Consider the following 18855-nt stretch of genomic DNA (forward strand, 5'->3'; position numbering starts at 1 on the left):
TGGGGCTCGCAAAACCGGCTCACTCCTCGCGCTCACTGTGTCACCTTCGTTCGCGACTGTGGGGCTCGCAAAACCGGCTCACTCCTCGCGCTCACTGTGTCACCTTCGTTCGCGACTGTGGGGCTCGCAAAACCGGCTCACTCCTCGCGCTCACCGAACGCCTCCGGCGATGACCTCGATGGCGGCCCGGCGCTCCGGGCGCAGGGTGGCCGCGGCGGCCCGGACCTGCTCCTCGGTGACCTCGCCGACCAGCCGGGGCAGTTCGTTGAGCAGACCCGGTTCGCCGCGTTGCTGCTCCAGCACTGCCATGCGTAGCGCCCGACCGAGCACCGCGTCGGTGTCCCGCAGCAGGTGGGTCGCCATCCGGGCCTGGGTGCGGGCCAGCTCGCCGTCGGTCAGCCCGTCGGTGGCCAGCCGGTCCAGTTCCTCGTCGATGGTGCGCAGCACCTTGTCCACGTCGCCACCGGGCGGCAGGTGCGCCTGCAACAGCAGCGCGGTGGGGTCGCGGACGTCGAACGGGTCGCCCATGAAACCGAGGTATCCGCCGAGGCTGGTCACCGTGCGGTCCCGCTGCACCAGTCGTTCGACCAGCCGCGACGCGTCGCCGTCGGTGAGCACCTCGGCCAACACCACGTACGGCAGGTAGCCGTCGAAGTCGGTGACCGGATCGGGCACGCGCCAGGCGCCGGCCACCGCCGGCAGCGGCGCCAGGGCGTCGGTGTACGAGGTGCGCCGCTCGGCGGTCAGGTCGGGCTCGGTGAAGTCGGGCCGTTGCGGTGCCGGCCGGGCCGGCACGTCGCCGAAGTGCCGGGTGACCAGCTCGGTCGCCTCGGCCACGTCGATGTCCCCGCTGACGGCCAGTACGGCGTTGCCGCTGGCGTAGTAGCGGCGGAAGAAGTCCGCGGCGTCGGCGACGGTCGCCGACTCCAGGTCGTCGAAGGAGCCGTAGCCGTCGTGGGCGTTCGGGAAGGTGTCGAACATGACCGGAGGCAGGGTCAGCCAGGGGAAGCCGCCGTACGGCCGGTTGAGCACGTTGACCCGGATCTCCTCCTTGACCACGTCGACCTGGTTACGCAGGTTCTCCTCGGTCAGCCGGGGGCCCCGCATCCGGTCCGCCTCCAGGAACAGCGCGCGTTCCAGCGCGTTGCTCGGCAGCGTCTCGAAGTAGTCGGTGTAGTCCAGGTGGGTGGAGCCGTTGAAGGTGCCGCCCGCCCCCTGCACGTGCCGGAAGTGGGCCAGCTTCTCCAGGTTCTCCGAGCCCTGGAACATCAGGTGCTCGAAGAGGTGAGCGAAGCCGGTACGCCCCTCCGGCTCCGAGCGGATGCCCACGTCGTAGACCACCGCCACCCCGATAACCGGGGCACTGCGGTCGGGGGTGAGCACCACCCGCAGGCCGTTGTCGAGGTTGAACCGCTCGACCGGATACTTCGTCGCTGGAATTCTGGATCTCCGCGCCGCCACGGAGTCGACCCTAGCGCGTCGACACCTCCGCCACCCGCGACCTTCCCGGAGCCGCCGCGACCGGGGCTGTCACCAGGGGCAGCACCTCGCCGCCGACCCGCTCGGCCTCCTCGCGGTGCGGCCAGCCGGAGAGGATGAACTCGTCGACGCCGAGCGCGGCGTACTCGTCGATCCGGGCCGCGACCTCGGCGTAACTGCCGACCAGCGCGGTGCCGGCGCCCTCGCGGACCAGGCCGACGCCGGCCCAGAGGTTCGGTGCGACGGTGAGGCCGTCGGTGCGGCCGGCGTTCAGCGCGGCCATCCGGGTCTGACCCACCGAGTCCATCCGACGGAACCGGGCCTGGGCGGCGGCGATCCGCTCCGGGCTCATCCCGGCCAGCAGCCGGTCGGCCTCGGCCCACGCCTCGGCGCTGGTGGGGCGGGCGATGACGTGCAGCCGGAGGCCCGTGCGCAGGGTGCGGCAGTGCTCGGCGGCGAGCGCCCGAACCCGGGCGACCCGGGCCGCGATCGACGTCGGTGGTTCACCCCACATCAGGTACACATCGGCCTGCCGGGCGGCCACCGATTCGGCAGCCGGGGACGCGCCGCCGAAATAGACCGGCGGCGGCGCCGCGAGTGGGGTGGCCAGGCCACCGCCGTCGACCCGGTAGTGCTGTCCGGCGTAGTCGAACGGCCCGCCGGCCCAGGCACGGCGAAGCACCTCGACGAACTCGCCGGTGCGCGCGTAGCGGTCGTCGTGCCCGAGGAAGTCGCCGTACGCCCGCTGCTCGGCCGGGTCGCCCCCGGTCACGATGTTGAGCGAGAGCCGGCCGCCCGAGATGGCCTGGAACGCCTCGGCCTGTTGGGCGATCAGGGTAGGCAGCGCGAACCCGGCCCGGACCGCGACCAGCATGCCGAGCCGTTCGGTGTGCTGGGCGACCGCGGCGCAGACGATCCACGGGTCGGGGCAGCCGGCGCCCACCGGGGTGAGAACGGCGGTGAACCCGTTCGTCTCGGCGGCCCGGCCAACCTCGGCCAGGTAGGCCACCGTCGCGGCCCGGTCGTGCCTCGCGGCGCCCGCGGTGACGGTGGCGGCACCGACCTGGTCGCCGTCGCCGGAGGTGGGCAGGAACCAGTGGAAGGTCATCGCGAAGTCGCCTCTCTGCCGGTGACCGAACGCCGATTACCCTAGCAAGCTGGTAGGAAATACCGACATAATTGAGATGCTCCATCCCGCCATGTGGATGGGCCTTGACGCTGACCGCAGCCTGGCCCACTCTTCCTACCAACTAAGTAGGAATACTGCGGATTGGATGGACGATGAGACGGCTCCCCCTGCGCCGGTTGGTCACCCTGGCCACCCTCGCCGTGGTCGGCGCGGCGACCCTGGGCAGCACCGCCGCGTGCGGCGACGACAGCGAGGGCGCGGGCGGCAGCTCCGGCCCGGTAACGCTGCGCCTCGGCTACTTCCCCAACATCACCCACGCGCCGGCCGTCGTCGGCGTGGAGAAGGGCATCTTCACGGAGAAGCTCGGCTCCAACGTCAAGCTGGACCCGAAGACCTTCAACGCCGGCCCGGCCGCCATCGAGGCGGTCTTCTCCGGTGCGCTGGACGCCACCTACATCGGTCCGAACCCGACGGTGAACGCCTTCTCCAAGTCCAAGGGCGAGGCGGTCCGGGTCATCTCCGGCGCGGCCTCCGGCGGCGTGGCGCTGGTGGTCAAGCCCACCATCACCGGCGTGCAGGACCTGAAGGGCAAGAAGATCGCCACCCCCCAGCTGGGCAACACCCAGGACGTGGCGATCCGGTACTGGCTCAAGCAGCAGGGCCTCACCACCACCAAGGAGGGCGGCGGCGACGTCAAGATCGTGCCGCAGGAGAACGCCCAGACCATCGAGACGTTCAACAGCGGCGCGATCGACGGCGCCTGGGTGCCCGAGCCGTTCGTCTCCCGCCTGGTCAACGCCGGCGGCAAGGTGCTCGTCGACGAGCGCGACCTGTGGCCGGACAAGAAGTTCGTCATCACCAACCTGCTGGTAAGCACCAAGTTCCTCAAGGCGCACCCGGACGTGGTGCAGAGGCTGGTCGACGGTCAGGTGGCCGCCAACGAGTTCGTCAACACCAAGCCGGACGAGGCGCAGCAGGCCATCTCCGACGCGATCGGCAAGATCACCGGAAAGCCGCTCGATTTGAAGCTCATCAAGCAGGCGTGGCCGACGTTGGAGTTCACCAACGACCCGATCTCGTCCTCCCTGAAGGCCGGGCTCGACCACGCCGTCGACGTCGGCCTGACCGAACCGGTGGACCTCAAGGGCCTGTACGACCTGAAGTACCTCAACAACGCGCTCAAGGCGCAGGGCAAGCCCGAGGTCGTCCAACCATGACGTCGACCACGACGACGCCGCAGAGCGCGACCACAGCGGTCGCGCTCTCCGGCGTGACAAAGGTGTACGGGCGCGGGGCGAACGCCGTCCTGGCCCTGGACGGAGTGTCGCTGGACGTCGCACCCGGCGAGTTCGTCTGCCTGGTCGGCGCGTCCGGCTGCGGCAAGAGCACCCTGCTCAACCTGGTGGCCGGGCTGGACCGGGTCAGCAGTGGGCAGATCACCCTGGGCGGCGACGTCAACCCGGGCCTCATGTTCCAGGAGCCGGCGCTCTTCCCGTGGCTGACCGTCGACGCCAATGTGGAGGTGCCCCTCAAGCTTCGCAAACTGCCCCGGGCCCAGCGTCGTGAGCGGGTGGCCGAACTGCTGCGCACCGTCCACCTGGCCGACTTCGGCCGTAAGCGCCCGCACGAGCTCTCCGGCGGGATGCGGCAGCGTGTCGCGCTCGCCCGCACGCTGGCCCTGGACACTCCGGTGCTGCTCATGGACGAGCCGTTCGGCGCGCTGGACGCGATGACCCGGGACATCCTGCACGACGAGTTGGAACGGATCTGGTCCGAGCGCAAGCTCTCGGTGCTCTTCGTGACGCACAACGTCCGCGAGGCGGCCCGGCTGGCCGACCGGATCATCCTGCTCTCCAGCCGACCCGGCCGGATCATCTACTCCACCGAGGTGAACATCCCGCGACCTCGCCGGATCGACTCCCCCGAGGTCGCCGCCATCGCCGCCGAGGTCACCGAGCGGCTCCGTACGGAGGTGGGCCGCCATGGCCAGTGACACCCTCACCAGTTCGGCGCGTACCGACGCGGAGATCACCGGCCTCGACGCGCTGGAGATCGCCGGTCGGGACAAGGAGGTCTCCCGGGGCGCCCGGATCTGGGCGGCCACCTGGCCCAAGCTCGCCGCACTGGCCATCGCCATCGCAATCTGGCAGGCCGTGGTCTGGACCGGGTGGAAGGACCCCTGGGCCCTGCCGGGCCCAGGGCCGGTCTTCGCCGACCTCGCCGACTACTTCCTGAGTCAAGCGCTCTGGGACGGGCTGGCCACCACGGCACGGCGTGCGGTGATCGGCTTCACCGCCGCAGTGGCCGTCGGCCTGCTGCTCGGCCTCGGCGTCTCTCGGTCGAAGGTGCTCCGGGCCGCCATCGGGTCCATGATCACGGCACTACAGACGATGCCGTCGATTGCCTGGTTCCCCCTGGCGATCCTGCTGTTCGAACTCAGCGAACAGGCGATCTTCTTCGTGGTGGTGCTCGGTGCCGCGCCGTCCATCGCCAACGGTGTCATCCATGGCGTGGACTACGTCCCGCCGCTGCTGCAGCGTGCCGGCCGCAACCTGGGTGCCCGAGGTCTGAACCTGTACCGGTACGTCATCGCGCCAGCCGCGCTGCCCGCGATCGTCGCCGGCCTCAAGCAGGGCTGGGCCTTCGCATGGCGCAGTCTGATGGCCGGTGAATTGCTCGTGGTCATCGCCGCGCGAACGTCGATCGGCGCTCAGCTCACCTACGCGAGAGATTTCTCGGACGCGGAACGGCTGATGGCCATCATGATCGTCATTCTGGTCGTCGGACTCCTCGTAGACACCGCGTTCGGCGCTGCGGACAAGGCGATCCGGCGCCGTTGGGGCGTACTGGACCAGGCTGGTCAGTGACGTGTTCGTCTCCGCGCGCAGCGACTACGCGCTCCGGGCGATGCTCGCCGTCGCCGCCGCCGGTGGTGGCGGCGACGGCGACCGGGTCGGCGAGTTGGCGAAGGCGGCCAGCCTGGCCGAGGCGCAGGACATCCCGCTCAGCTTCCTGCAGGGCATCTTGCTCGATCTGCGCCGGGCCGGTCTGCTGCACAGCCATCGCGGCGCCGACGGCGGGTACGCGCTGACTCGCCCGGCCGACGAGATCACCGTCGGAGACGTGCTGCGTGCGGTCGGCGGGTCGCTCACCACGGTGCGCGGTCTGCCGGCCGAGCGGGCCGGCTATCACGGAGTGGCCGCCGGGCTCACCGACGTCTGGCTGGCGGTGCACGGGGCGATCGCCACTGTGGTCGACAGCACCACCCTGGCCGACCTGCTCACCCACGCCCCCGTCAGCCCCATCCCCACACCCCCCGCCTGACCCACCCCGCCTCGCGATCTTGCACTTTCTGTCGTGGCGTAGGGGGCGCAACGGCCCATACCGGCAACAGAAACTGCAAGATCGGCGCGGTGGGTGTGGGGTGTGGGGTGTGGGGGCGATGTGGTCGGGTCGGTGCCCCGCCGACCCGACCACATCTCGTACCGATCCTGACCGGGCCTGCCCCTCCGCCGGCGCCGGTAGGCCGGTTGCTGCTCAGCCCACGTGTGCGGTCGCCGGGCCGAGGCCCGGGTCGCCAGGACTGCGCAGCTCCACCAGACCGGCGGGAGCGTTACCCGCCGGGGTGGCATGCCAGGGCGCGAAGGCCGCAACCATGGCGAGCAACAATCCGGCGAGCGCGACCGCGACCACCAGGATCAGTTCACGCAGCGCACCCGAGCCGGCTTCGCCCGCCATGGTCACCCCTCCCGAGCCGGGCCCCCCGCCCGACTTCCCCCCGTCGGTCAGCCTTGACCACGACCGACCGGGGCGCAGTCGGCCAGCCGACCCGGGAAAGGCTGATTACCGACTCAGCCGAGGGGCCACCCGGCGCGGCCGGCTGACCGGTCGGGCCGCGCTGACACCCGACCGGCCGGGTCACCGCACAGACAAAACCGACCCGCCCCGCCGAAGCGGGACGGGTCGGTCGACGCGCAGAAGATCAGACGGTACGGGGGCGACGCGGCCGACGGGACCGGCCCGACGCGCGGTGCGCCGGACGGGCGCCACCGTCGGTGGCCGAGCCGCCGGAGGTACGGGGCCGCGAGGCGGGTGCCGGCGGAGCGACGATGGTCACCGGCACACCGGACGGCTCGCGGGCACCGGTCACCCGGGCCAGCGCTCCGTCACCCGCGCGCACCTGGACCGACTCGGGCCGGATACCGGCGGTGGCCATCAGGCGGGACACGTCCCGGCGCTGCTCCGGCAGGACCAGGGTGACCACGGAACCCGACTCGCCGGCCCGGGCGGTACGGCCTCCGCGGTGCAGGTAGTCCTTCGCCTCGGTCGGCGGGTCCACGTTGACCACCATGTCCAGCCCGTCCACGTGGATGCCACGGGCCGCCACGTCGGTGGCGACCAGTGCGGTCACCTGACCGTTGCGGAACTGCTCCAGGATCCGGGTGCGCTGCGGCTGGGACTTGCCGCCGTGCAGCGCGGCCGCACGTACGCCCTTGGAGAGCAGCTGGCGGGCCAGCCGGTCGGCGCGGTGCTTGGTGCCCATGAACAGGATGGTGCGGCCCTCACGGGCGGCGATCCGGGTCAACGCGTCGGGCTTGTCCGCAGCGTCGACGTGCAGCACGTGGTGGGTCATCGCGGTGACCGTCGCGGTGCCCGGGTCGACCGAGTGGGTGACCGGGTTGCTCAGGAAGCGGCGGACCAGCCGGTCCACACCACCGTCCAGGGTCGCGGAGAAGAGCATCCGCTGCCCCTGCGGCGCGACCTGCTCCAGCAGCTTGGTGACCTGCGGCAGGAAACCCATGTCGGCCATCTGGTCGGCCTCGTCGAGCACTGTGATCTCGACCTGGTCGAGCCGGGCGTCGCCACGGTTGATCAGGTCGTGCAGCCGACCGGGGGTGGCGACGACAACCTCGGCGCCGGCGCGCAGGGCGTCCGCCTGCCGCTGCAACGACAGGCCGCCGACCACTGTGGCGCAGCGCAGCCCGACGGCGCGGGCGTACGGGGCCAGTGCGGTGGTTACCTGCTGAGCCAGCTCGCGGGTCGGCACCAGCACCAGGGCCAGCGGGCGGCCCGGCCGCGCCTTACGGCCGACGGTGCGGGACAGCAGCGGGAGCCCGAAGGCGAGGGTCTTGCCGGAGCCGGTACGACCCCGGCCCAGCACGTCCCGGCCGGCGAGCGAGTCGGGCAGCGTCGCCGTCTGGATCGGGAACGGCTCGGTGATGCCCTGCGCGGTCAGCGCGGTGAGCAGCGCCGGCGCCAGACCGGTATGAGCGAAAGAGGGAATAACTGTGGTCATGCGGAAGCCTTCCTCGACGCGGCACGTGTCGAGGGAGGGCGCCGAAATCGGCGCTGTCAACCAGCGGAACAAGGCCGCCAGGACTCACAAGCACGAACCGAAAGGGAGTACAGGCCGGCCCGCCGCCGGGCCGCCGCCTGCGTAGGCAGGCGGCGGCGGGGCGGGCCGGTCCCGTCACCGTCACACCCGGAGGGCGCGACAGGTAATGCTGACCGATCCGAAGATCAGAGCGGGCGGATGTTCTCCGCCTGCGGGCCCTTCTGGCCCTGGGTCACCTCGAACTCGACCCGCTGGTTCTCGTCCAGGCTCCGGTAGCCGGAGGACTGGATCGCCGAGAAGTGGGCGAAGACGTCGGCGCCGCCGCCGTCGGGGGTGATGAAGCCGAAGCCCTTGTCAGCGTTGAACCACTTCACGGTGCCAATAGCCATGTGTTTCGTCTCCTTGACGGAACGTCGGACACGCACTTGTTGCGTGCCCGAAGAGGAGCGCTCCGCGCGGGGATGCGCGAATCGCCTGTCGCTTCTGGTCGCCCCGCCCGGAGAACTCCGGACACAACAAAGAGCGCCTGGGGCCACAATCCCGCCAGGCGCACACAGAGTCTCTGGTAACCAAAACTGCAACCCGGTCAACCTACCACGGTTTTCCCCGCAGTGGTCAATGTTGGGCAGAATCCTCGGGCAACTGGGCGATCATGGCCGTGAGGCCGGTCACATCCAGCAGGTCGGCGGGCCGGACGGTGACCCCGTGGCGGACGTAGTGGAACGCCGCGCCCACCCGGTCGACCGGCACACCGGCCAACTCCGCCCAGGCCAGCCGGTACACCGCCAGCTGCACGGCGGCCACGTCGGCTGCCGGCCCGGTGGGCTGCGCGCCGGTTTTCCAGTCGACCACGTCGAACCGGCCACCCGGCCTGGCGAAGACCGCGTCCATCCGGCCCCGCACCACCACTGAAGCGATCACCGTGGCGAAGGGCACCTCGACCTCCACCGGTGACCGGTCGGCCCACTCGCTGGCCAGGAACCGCTCCTGAAGCTCGACCAGCGCCTCGTCGGGTGCGGCGTCCGCGTCGGCCGCGCCGGGCAGCTCGTCCAGGTCCAACAGGCGGTCGGCGCCGAAGCGCTGCTCCAACCAGGCGTGGAAGGCGGTGCCTCGACGGGCGTACGGGTTGGGTTCGGACGGCACCGGGCGACGCAGCGTACGCGCCAGCGCCGCCGGATCACGCCGCAGCGCTACCAGCTGGGTGACGCTCAGCGCCCCGGGCAACGCCACCTCGACCGCACCGGAGAGCCGGGTCAGCTCGGCGCGCTCCGCCAACAGCAGGTCCGCCTCGCGCTGCCAGCGCGCCACCTCCGGATCCACCTCCGGCTCGACCTGCTCGACCGGCTCGCCTGACTCGACCGTCGAGCCGATCGGCGTGACCGGCCCGGCGAGCACCGGCCCGACCGGCCCAGGGAGCACCGGCCCGACCGGCCCGGGGAGCGCCGCCGCCGGGCCGTCGGCCATCAGGCGACGCACCAGCCCGGCCGCCTCGGCCAACGCCGGCCGGCGACCGCCCAGCGGGTCGGCCGGCCACTCCGCGCGGAGCACGACCTCGGCCGTGGGGTTCGTCGCGTCCGGGGTCGGCTCGGGCGCCCACGCGTCGATCAGGTGCCCCGGCCCGCCGTCGAGGCAGGCGTCGTACACCTCACGCAGGAAGACCGACGGACCTCGCGGTCGCTTCGTGCCCTCTCCCCACCAGTAACCGGAGCAGAGCAGCAGCCGGCGCGGCCGGGTGACAGCCACGTACGTCAGCCGGCGTTCCTCCCGCTCGTCGTGGGCACGCCACGCGTCGGTGAAGTCGGTCACCGCCCGCGCCACGGCCCGCTGGTCCCCCGCCTCGTCGAGCGCCAACTCGGGCAGCCCGTCGGCGTCGCCGCGCAGCGGGAACGGCAGTACGCCCAGCCCACCCAGCCAGTGGTCGGAGTTGCGGACCGGCCCCGGCCACAGCCCACGACTGAGCCCGGCCACCGCCACGACGTCCCACTCCAGGCCCTTGGCGGCGTGCGCGGTGACCACCTGCACCGCGCCCTCCACCACCTCGACCTCGCCCGGCGCCAGACCGCGCTCCTCGTCCTCGGCGGCGGCCAGGTAGGACAGGAACCCGGACAGGGTCGCGCCGGGCGTCTCCCCGCTGAACCGGGCCGCCACGTCGCCGAGCGCATCCAGATGCCCCCGGGCCAGGCCCGCGTCGCCGGCGCCGTCCCGGCCGGCCCGCACCGCGACCTCCACGTCCAGGCCGATGGTCCGCTCGATGTCCGCGATGAGGTCCGGCAGCGCCTGGTCCAGCCGGTAGCGCAGCAGCGCCAACTCCCGGCCGTACGCGCGCAGCCGCGCGAAACCCTCGGCCGAGTACGCCTGCGCCGGCCCGAGGTCGGCCAACGCCTCCACCAGGGTCGCCTCGTCCAACAGGTCGGGGCTGATCTCCGAGGCCTCGTCGGCGGCCACCTGTCGCCGGGTGTTCGCGATGGCCCGGGCTCGCCGGTGCAACGCCACCAGGTCACGTGGCCCGATCCGCCAACGGGCGCCGGTGAGCAACCGCAGCAGCGCGGCGCCATCGGTCGGGTCGGCCAGGACCCGCAACGTGCAGACCACGTCACGTACCTCGGGGGTGTCCAGCAGGCCGCCCAGCCCCACCACCTCGACCGGTAGGCCCCGCTCACGCAGCGCCGACTCGATCGCCGGAATCTGGCTGCGCACCCGGACCAGCACGGCCGTCGTCGGACGGCGCTCCACCGGGATGTGTTCCGGGGCCGCGCCCGGCATCCCGGCCGCGCCACGCCAGGCGGCGAGCACGCTGTCGGCGATCCAGGCGGCCTCGTCGGCGTACGTGGGCAGCATCGCGCAGTGCACGGTGCCGCCGGCCGCGCCGCCCGGGCTGCGGTGCGGGATCGGGTCCCGGACGGTCAGCGCGGAGCGCAGTTCCGGCACCCGGGCACCCGCCGCCCGCAGCGGGGTGGAGAGCGCGTTCGCCACCCGGAGGATCTCCGGGCGGTTGCGCCAACTCGTGGTGAGCCCCAGCGCCGGGGCCGGCTCACCGTTGGCGCGGGCGAACTCGGTGGGGAACCGGTCCAGGGTGCCCGCGCTGGCCCCCCGCCAGCCGTAGATCGACTGGCACGGGTCGCCCACCGCGGTCACCGGGTGCCCGCCACCGAACAGCGCGTTGAGCAACACCACCTGTGCGTGGCTGGTGTCCTGGTACTCGTCGAGCAGCACCACCCGGAAGCGGTCCCGCTCGATCACGCCGACCCCCGGGTGGTCCCGGGCCACCCGGGCCGCCCGGGCGAGCTGGTCGGCGAAGTCCATCGCCTCGAAGTCCTCCTTGCGCCGGGCGTACGCCCGCACCAGCGGCAACAGGCGCAACCGGGTCTGCTGGAGGGTGAGCGCCTTACGCACGTCGGCGTACACCCGACCCGGCCGGGACTGCACCTCGGCGAAGAACCGACCGGTCCAGGCCGCCAGGTCGTCCGGCGCGACCAGATGCTCGTCCAACTCCCCGGCCAGCGCCAGCACCGCGTCGGTGATGGTGCTCGGCATCCGGTCCACCTCGGACATGTCGCCGTCGTAGTTGCGCACCAGCAGGTCGACCAACTGCCAGCGGGACGCCTCGGTGAGCAGCCGGGTGGACGGCTCGTAGCCGGCCCGCAGCCCGTGCTCGGTGACGATCCGCCCCGCGTACGAGTGGTAGGTGGAGACGGTGGGTTCACCCGCGAGCGGGTCGTCCAGCGGGTCCCGCCCCTGCCTGCCGAGTCGGCGGATCAGCTGGTCGAGCCGGGTTCGTACCCGATGGGCCAGCTCGCCGGCCGCCTTGCGGGTGAAGGTCAGCCCGAGGATCTGCTCCGGCCGCACGTACGAGTTGGCCACCAGCCAGACCACCCGGGCGGCCATCGTCTCGGTCTTGCCCGACCCGGCGCCCGCGACCACCAGCAGCGGTTCCACCGGGGCGGCGATGATCGCGGCCTGTTCCCGGGTGGGCGCCGGCAACCGCAGCAGCTTGGCCAGCTCCACCGGTGTGTACCGAGGGCCGGAGTCCGCGAGTCGGGGCGTCGGCGCGGGACCCGCGCCGAACAGGGTGGGCTGACTCACCGTGCCGTCTCAGTTCCCAACACCGGCGCACTCCTCGCCCTCACGGTGCCATCTCAGTTCGTGACTGCGGGGCTCGCAAGCTCACTCCTCGCCCTCACGGTGCCATCTCAGTTCGTGACTGCGGGGCTCGCAAGCTCACTCCTCGCCCTCACGGGTGCCGTCGCAGGTCGCGACTGGGCTCGCACGCTCACTCCTCGCCCTCGCCTGCGCGTCGGACGGTGGGCGGCTCGACGACCTGGCGACCCTGCCCGGAGACCGGGCAGCTGGTGCGCACCGGGCAGACCCGGCACTTCGAGTTGGCCACCGCGGCGAACGTGGCGGCTGCCATCGTATCGGCGGTCCGCCGGACCAGCGCGGTCGCCCAACCGGCCGCCGGCCCCTCGCTGGCGGCCGGCTGATTCTGCTCCCTGGCGTCCTTGGCGGAGGTCCCGAGCTGCACCAGCGCGGCGCCCCCGGACTCGTCACCGAACTCGGCGAACGCCCCTGCCTCCACCGCCGCCTGGTAGGCGCCGAGCTGCGGGTGCTCGGCAAGGTCGGTGCCGGTGACAGCTGTCGACTTGCCGGTCTTCAGGTCGATCACCACGAGCCGCCCAGCCTCGTCGACCTCCAGCCGGTCGACCCGACCGGTCAGGTCGACGGGCCGATTCGGGTCGTCCAGGCGGACGGCGAACTCGTGCTCGATGGCGAGCAACCGGCGCGGATTGGTGGCCAGCCAGCGCAGCAGCTTGTCGACCATCGCCTCGGCGCGTTCCCGCTCCGGCCCGGCCATCCACCGGGCCGCCAGCTCGATCGCGTCGAACCGGGCGGCCACGTAGTCGAGCAGCGCGCCACGGTCGGCGCTGGCGTCCTCGGCGAGCATCGCGGCGGCGTGCACCAGGTTGCCCACCCCCTGCGCGGTGCTGGTAGGGCCGCTGCCGCCGTGCCGTTCCAGCAGCCAGCGCAGGCTGCACCGCAGCGCACTCTCCATGGCCGACGGGGTGACCCGCACCGGGTCGCCGTCGTCGACGAGCGGCCGGTCGTCGGAGAGAACCCGCAACCCCCACCAGTCGTCGGGGTGCGCGCCGGGCACCCCGGCGGCGGCGAGCCGGGCCAGCTCGGCCGCCGCGGCGCGCCGCCGGGCCGCCGGGGCGGCCGGGTCGGTGATGGCGGTACGGAGTTCCGCGACCAACGCCGGCAGGGTGAGCGCCCGGGGTGGACGGGTCACCGGCAGCGCCCCGGGGCGGTCCGGCTCCTCGTCGCCGGACTCGCCCGCCGCAGCGCCCCCGTTGCCGCCGGACGACGGCTCGGTGCGGGGACCGGGCGGGGTCGGTGGGGCCGGCGGCGTCGCGCTCGGCGGGGTGGGCGGCGAGGTGGGCGGCGGAGTCGGTGGCGTGCTCGGCGGGGTCGGTGGCGGGATGCTCGGGCCCAGTTCGTGCAGGAACCGGCTGGGTTGCTCCTCGTGGTCGTCGCCGCCGACGGCGGCCGATGCCACGGCGCTGACCAGCAGCCGATGGCGGGCCCGACTGATGGCGACGTGGAAGAGCCGACGCTCCTCGTCCAGCAACGCCGAGGTCTGACCCACCACGTTCGCCGCGGTCGCCCCGTCGACCGACCGGCCGGCCAGCACGTCGACCAGTCGCTCGGAGCCGAGCAGGCTGCCGCGCAACCGCAGGTCCGGCCAGATGCCCTCCTGCACACCGGCCACCGCGACCAGGTCCCATTCCAGGCCCTTCGCGGCGTGCGCGGTGAGCAGGCGTACCGCCGCTCCCCGGTCGGCGGTCGGCGCGATGGTGTCGGCCGGTAGGTCCTGGGCGAGCACGTGGTCGAGGAAGACCTCGGTACGGGCACCGGGCAGCCGGTCGGTGAACCGGGCCGCAGCGTCGAAGAGGACCAGCACGGCGTCCAGGTCGCGGTCGGCAGCCTCGGCTCGCCGACGCCGGGCCAGGTCGCCCTCACCGGCCTCCGGACGCCCCTGGTTGATCGCGCCGGCCCACCGCTCGGCGAGGCCACTGGCGTGCCAGACGGCCCAGAGCACGTCCTCGGCGGTCGCGCCCGGCCGGGCAGCGGCCTCGCGTGCGATGGCCAGCAGCCCGGCCACCGCCTGCGCCGGCTCCGCCCAGTGCCGCTCGATGCCGGCCAACTCCTCCGGATCCTGTAGTGCCTCGACGATCAGCTCCCCGGAGGGACGTCGGTCACCGCCGGCCAACGCGAGCGCGCGAAGGCCCTGCCGCAGCCGCCGTTCGGCCAGCGGGTCGGCCCCGCCGAGCGGCGAGTGCAGCAGCGCGACCGCCGCCTCCTCGTCGAGTCTTTCCGGCTCCAGCGCGCAGCGCAGCAGGAGCAGCAGTGGCGCGACCGCCGGTTGCAGGTGCAGGGGCAGATCCTCGCCGTGCACCACTGTGGGTACGCCGGCAGCGTGCAGCGCCCGTCGAAGGGTGGGCAGCTGCAACGCGGTGGACCGCACCAGCACCGCCATCCGTGACCACGGCACGCCGTCGAGCAGGTGTGCCGAGCGCAGCGCGTGGGCCAACCAGGCGGCCTCGCTGGTCGCCGAGCGGAAGGTGTGCACCTCGACCACGCCGGGCGGCGCGTCCGGCAGGGGGTGCAGCCGGCGGTGCGCGGCCGGGCCCCGCAGCCGGCGACCCAGCCGGGCGATCGCCGTGAGCAGACCCGACCCGGCCCGGTACGACGTGGTCAGCAGCACCTGCGCGGCCGGCGCACCGGATGCCGTCCGGAACCGGTGCGGGAACGTCGCCACCCCGGCCGGGTCGGCGCCCCGGAACGCGTACGTGGAGGAATCCGGGTCGGCGAACGCGACGAGCGACTTGCCACCGCCGGCGATGACCGAGAGCAGCTCCAGTTGGGCGGGGTCGGTGTCGGCCAGCTCGTCGAGGTAGACGTACGCGAGCCGACGACGCTCGGCGGCCAGCAACTCCTCGTCGTCGCGCAGCAGCCCGGTGGCCGCCCGGACCAGCTCCGCCGGGTCGTACGCGATGGAGCCCCGGTTGCTGACGTCACGCAACGCGAGCACGGCGACGTACTCCCGCAGGAAGCGGGCGGCGGCCGGCCAGTCGGCGCGGCCGAGCTTCTCACCCAGCCGGGCCAGTTCGATCGGGCCCACGCCGCGTTCGGCGGCGCGCATGAGCAGGTCGCGCAGTTGGCCGGCGAACGCCCGGGTGCGCAGGGCGGGGCGCAGGTCGGTGGGCCAGCCGACCGGGTCGTCCTCGGGCTCCTCGCCCACCACGTCCAGCAGCTCACGGATGATCAGATCCTGTTCGGGGCCGGTGAGCAGCCGCGGCGACGGTTCGCCCCGCTCGGCGGCGGCGCGGCGGAGCAGCCCGAAGGCGTACGCCGGGAAGGTGCGCACCAACGGCTCGCGCAGCACCCGGTGGCCGTCCTGGGCGATCCGGGCCTCGATGCGTTGTCGCAGTGCGGTGGCGCCTCGGCGGCCGAAGGTCAGCACCAGGATCCGTTCGGGGTCGGCCCCCTCGGCCACCCGGGCGGCGACCGCCTCGACCAGCGTGCTGGTCTTGCCGGTGCCCGGGCCGCCGAGCACGAGCATCGGCCCGTCGGTGTGCCCGACCACCTCGGCCTGCACCGGATCGGCCCGCCAGCCGCCGCCGACGGCCGGCTCGGCCCCGGCCACGCGATCGGGCCCACCGGACGTGCCGACACCGCCCACTGACGTGCCGTCGCTGGCGAGCAGGGAAACGCTGTCAGGCGTCGCCCCGTCCCCCCGCGCCGACCCTCCGGGCCGCCGCACCAACCGGTACGCCTGCATCAGCTCATCCCATCAGACCCATACGACAACCAACCCCACCCCTACCCCCACACCCCGCCCCCGCGCACCCCACCCCATCTACCCCTGTCGATCATGAGGTTAGCGGCGCGACACGCCGACGGAGACGCCGCTAACTTCATGATCACCGGGGCGGGCCGAGGTCCGGGCGGGCCGGGCGGGCGGGGTGGGGGTCAGGTCAGGTGGGATTCCAGGACGTCGAGGGCCTCGGTGACGGTGGTGGTGACCGTCAGGAGGTCGCGGCCGGCGGGCTTGAGGAAGGTCTGGTCGGCCAGCGCGTCGAGCCAGTCCAGCAGGGGGCGGTAGAACCCGTCGGTGTCGATCAGCACCATCGGCTTGGTGTGCTGGGCGAGGGTGGCGGTGGTCCAGACCTCGAACAACTCGTCCAGGGTGCCCAGCCCGCCGGGCAGGGTGAGGAAGGCGTCCGACTTGTCGATCATCAGGGTCTTGCGGCTGGCCATCGAGTCGGTCACCAGCAGCTCGTCCGAGGCCAGGTCGGCGACCTCCAGGTCGACCAGCGACTGCGGGATCACGCCGACGGTGCGCCCTCCGGCGGATCGGGCGCCGTCCGCCAGCGCGCCCATCATGCCGACACAGCCACCACCGCTGACCAGCGTGTGCCCGCGCCGGGCCAGCTCCGCGCCGGTCTCGGCGGCCAGGTCCAACCAGCGCTGATCGAGGGTACGAGAGGAGGCGCAGAAGACGCAGATCGCCGCCATCAGTCGTGGTCCCGAGCCTGTTCGGCTGCCGCCTGCTGGTCTGCGCCGGTGCGGGCGACGGCCTCCTCGCGGACCGCCTCCTGCTCGGCGGAGAGAGCGGCCTCCGACGCGACGATGTACCGGACCGCCTCGTTGACGTCGTCGGTGAGGCAGATCAGATCCAGGTCCACCGGCCCGATCTTGCCGGTGGCGGCCATCGTGTCGCGCAGCCAGTCCAGCAGGCCCTGCCAGTAGGCGACGCCCATGAGCACCACCGGGAACCGGGTGACCTTGCCGGTCTGCACCAGGGTGAGCGCCTCGAACAACTCGTCCATGGTGCCGAACCCGCCGGGCAGTACGACGAACGCCTGGGCGTACTTGACGAACATCGTCTTGCGGGCGAAGAAGTAACGGAAGTCGATGGCCAGGTCGACCCAGTCGTTGATGCCCTGCTCGAACGGAAGCTCGATGCCGAGCCCCACGGAGAGCCCGTTGGCCTCGCTGGCGCCCCGGTTGGCGGCCTCCATCACGCCGGGCCCACCTCCGGTGATCACCGCGTAGCCGGCTCGGGCCAGCGCACCGCCCAACTCCTCGGCCAACTGGCACTCGGCGCTGTCCGGCGCGCTACGCGCCGAGCCGAAGACGCTGACCGCCGACGGCACGTCGGCAAGGGTGTCGAAACCCTCGACGAACTCGGCGAGGATGCGCAGCGCGCGCCAGGCGTCCTTGGTCTTCCAGTCGCCCCGCCCCCGTGAATCAAGCAGTCGCTGGTCGGCGGTGCTGCTCGGGATCGCCCCTCTGCGCAGGGTGACCGCACCGCGATGCCGCTCCTGTCCGGGACCGCGACCGGCCTCCCGCCCGTTGCTCTGGCTCATGGGGCAACCGTAGTGGAGCAGCACCGCCCGGGTGCGCGGGGCGGGGACGCCGAGAAATTGTTCGGGATCACGGGCAACTATTCGGCGCTCCCGTACGTCTTACTATTCACATACCGGGTATGCCCCGGCGCGCGCCTTCGGGGGAGGAGACAGCGTGATCAGTAACAGCGAGATGATCCGGATTCGTCGCCAGATGCAGCGACGGATCCGAGACGTGGTGGCCGAACGCCGCCGCACCCGCCAGCAGAACCCGATCCCCACCTCCCCCACCCCGTCCGGAGCCGATCAAGAGGTTTGCGTCGCCGACAACGGGCCAGGCTGACGCAAACCTCTTGATCACCGGGCGCTCCGGCGGGGGTCAGGCTGGGGCTAGCCAGCGGTGCAGGGTTGCCGCGCCGTCGCGGATCTTGCTGATCTCGACGTGCTCGTCGGGGTGGTGGGCGAGGTTCGGGTCGCCCGGGCCGAAGTTCAGCGCGGGAATGCCCATCGCCGCGAACCGGGCCACGTCGGTCCAGCCCAGCTTGCCGATCGGCGCGGCGCCGACCGCCGCCAGGAACTCCTTCGCGGGGGCCGCGTCGAGCCCGGGCGCGGCACCGGCAGCAGTGTCGGTGACTTTCAGCTCGAAGCCGGCGAACACCTCACGCAGGTGCGCCTCCGCCTCGGCCGGGGTGCGGTCCGGGGCGAACCGGTAGTTGACCTCGACCTCACACAGGTCGGGGACCACGTTGCCGGCCACCCCACCGTTGATCCGCACCGCGTTCATGCCCTCGCGGTAGTCGCAGCCGTCGATGGTTACCCGGCGCGCCTCGTACGTCTGGAGGCGTCGCAGCACCTCGCCGGCGGCGTGGATGGCGTTGACCCCGTGCCAGGAGCGCGCCGAGTGGGCGCGTACGCCGGTCGTGGTGACCACCGAGCGCATGGTGCCCTGGCAGCCCGCCTCGACGATGCCGTACGTCGGCTCCAGCAGCACGGCGAAGTCCGCCTGCAACCACTCCGGGAACGCCTGGGCGACGAGGTTGAGCCCGTTGTACTTGGACTCGATCTCCTCGGCCTCGTAGAAGAAGTACGTCACGTCGTAGCGCGGCTCGGGCAGCGTCACCGCCAGGTGCAGCGCGTACGCGGTGCCGGACTTCATGTCGGAGGTGCCGCAGCCGTACATCAGGTCGCCGCGCATCGTCGACGGAAAGTTGTTGTTCAACGGCACCGTGTCGAGGTGCCCGGCCAGCACGACACGCTGCGACCGACCGAGGTCGGTACGGGCCATCACCGTGTTGCCGTGCCGGTGGGTGGTCAGGTGCGGTACGGCCCGCAGCACCTCTTCGACACAGTCGGCGATCGCCTTCTCGTTGAGGGACACGGACTCTATGTCGACCAGAGCGCGGGTCAGCTGCACCGGATCGGCGAGGACCTCGGGGGTCAGCGGGTTCTCCATGGTTCGCACGGTACCTTCAGGTCTGTCAGCGCGAGGAGCGAGCCGAGGT

The 18855-nt window shown here is 72.4% G+C and carries 15 protein-coding genes; 5 read left to right on the forward strand and 10 right to left on the reverse strand.

The features are described from left to right. Positions 1-150: 150 nt before the first annotated feature. The gene (locus tag AB0B68_RS22875) at positions 151-1461 is read right to left on the reverse strand and encodes a pitrilysin family protein (RefSeq protein WP_357204791.1); all 1311 of its coding nucleotides are present in this window, start codon (positions 1459-1461) and stop codon (positions 151-153) included. Positions 1462-1471: 10 nt separating this feature from the next. Further along, positions 1472-2587, reverse strand: coding sequence for an LLM class flavin-dependent oxidoreductase (locus AB0B68_RS22880; RefSeq protein WP_357262549.1), 1116 nt, complete (start codon positions 2585-2587; stop codon positions 1472-1474). A 173-nt stretch (positions 2588-2760) separates the two neighbouring features. Here AB0B68_RS22880 and AB0B68_RS22885 point away from each other — a divergent pair, with 173 nt between their 5' ends. Genes AB0B68_RS22885 through AB0B68_RS22900 form a run of 4 tightly spaced genes read left to right on the forward strand, consistent with a single transcriptional unit; the run spans position 2761 to position 5932 of the window. Further along, positions 2761-3825, forward strand: a complete 1065-nt coding sequence (locus AB0B68_RS22885) for an ABC transporter substrate-binding protein (RefSeq protein ID WP_357204795.1) — start codon at positions 2761-2763, stop codon at positions 3823-3825. Then, entirely contained in the window at positions 3822-4601 is a 780-nt protein-coding gene (locus tag AB0B68_RS22890; RefSeq protein ID WP_357204796.1) for an ABC transporter ATP-binding protein, read from the forward strand. The genes AB0B68_RS22885 and AB0B68_RS22890 overlap by 4 nt, the downstream gene beginning before the upstream one ends. Further along, positions 4591-5475 carry an ABC transporter permease gene (locus AB0B68_RS22895; RefSeq protein WP_357204798.1) on the forward strand — a complete coding sequence of 295 codons (885 nt, stop codon included), beginning with the start codon at positions 4591-4593 and terminating at the stop codon, positions 5473-5475. The genes AB0B68_RS22890 and AB0B68_RS22895 overlap by 11 nt, the downstream gene beginning before the upstream one ends. Before the next feature lies 1 nt (position 5476). Then, positions 5477-5932 carry an Rrf2 family transcriptional regulator gene (locus AB0B68_RS22900; RefSeq protein ID WP_357262552.1) on the forward strand — a complete coding sequence of 152 codons (456 nt, stop codon included), beginning with the start codon at positions 5477-5479 and terminating at the stop codon, positions 5930-5932. Between the two features lie 213 nt (positions 5933-6145). Here the strand turns inward: AB0B68_RS22900 and AB0B68_RS22905 are convergent, their stop codons facing one another. From AB0B68_RS22905 to AB0B68_RS22935, 7 genes are all read right to left on the reverse strand, one after another. Further along, complete coding sequence (locus tag AB0B68_RS22905) at positions 6146-6346, reverse strand: hypothetical protein (protein WP_357208483.1); 201 nt, start codon at positions 6344-6346, stop codon at positions 6146-6148. 244 nt (positions 6347-6590) lie between these two features. Next, positions 6591-7904: a DEAD/DEAH box helicase gene (locus tag AB0B68_RS22910; protein ID WP_357262555.1), complete on the reverse strand. Its 1314-nt coding sequence runs from the start codon at positions 7902-7904 to the stop codon at positions 6591-6593. Between the two features lie 224 nt (positions 7905-8128). Further along, the gene (locus AB0B68_RS22915; RefSeq protein WP_007464836.1) at positions 8129-8332 is read right to left on the reverse strand and encodes a cold-shock protein; all 204 of its coding nucleotides are present in this window, start codon (positions 8330-8332) and stop codon (positions 8129-8131) included. Between the two features lie 226 nt (positions 8333-8558). Next, positions 8559-12026, reverse strand: coding sequence for a UvrD-helicase domain-containing protein (locus tag AB0B68_RS22920; protein WP_357262559.1), 3468 nt, complete (start codon positions 12024-12026; stop codon positions 8559-8561). A gap of 187 nt (positions 12027-12213) precedes the next feature. Continuing rightward, on the reverse strand, positions 12214-15783 hold the full coding sequence (locus AB0B68_RS22925; protein ID WP_357262562.1) for an ATP-dependent DNA helicase: 3570 nt from the start codon (positions 15781-15783) through the stop codon (positions 12214-12216). Positions 15784-15974: 191 nt separating this feature from the next. Next, complete coding sequence (locus tag AB0B68_RS22930) at positions 15975-16520, reverse strand: TIGR00730 family Rossman fold protein (RefSeq protein ID WP_355008201.1); 546 nt, start codon at positions 16518-16520, stop codon at positions 15975-15977. After that, entirely contained in the window at positions 16520-17374 is an 855-nt protein-coding gene (locus tag AB0B68_RS22935; RefSeq protein WP_357206763.1) for a TIGR00730 family Rossman fold protein, read from the reverse strand. The genes AB0B68_RS22930 and AB0B68_RS22935 overlap by 1 nt, the downstream gene beginning before the upstream one ends. A 154-nt stretch (positions 17375-17528) precedes the next feature. On the opposite strand from AB0B68_RS22935, the gene AB0B68_RS22940 reads away from it, so the two are divergent. Further along, positions 17529-17696 (forward strand): hypothetical protein, encoded by a 168-nt coding sequence (locus tag AB0B68_RS22940; protein ID WP_156057972.1) that lies wholly within the window; start codon positions 17529-17531, stop codon positions 17694-17696. 36 nt (positions 17697-17732) lie between these two features. On the opposite strand, the gene dapE is transcribed toward AB0B68_RS22940, so the two are convergent. Continuing rightward, positions 17733-18806 (reverse strand): succinyl-diaminopimelate desuccinylase, encoded by a 1074-nt coding sequence (dapE, locus tag AB0B68_RS22945; RefSeq protein ID WP_355008204.1) that lies wholly within the window; start codon positions 18804-18806, stop codon positions 17733-17735. Positions 18807-18855 lie beyond the last annotated feature (49 nt).

It is taken from the genome of Micromonospora sp. NPDC049049, from assembly GCF_040649115.1.
Taxonomy (GTDB): domain Bacteria; phylum Actinomycetota; class Actinomycetes; order Mycobacteriales; family Micromonosporaceae; genus Micromonospora.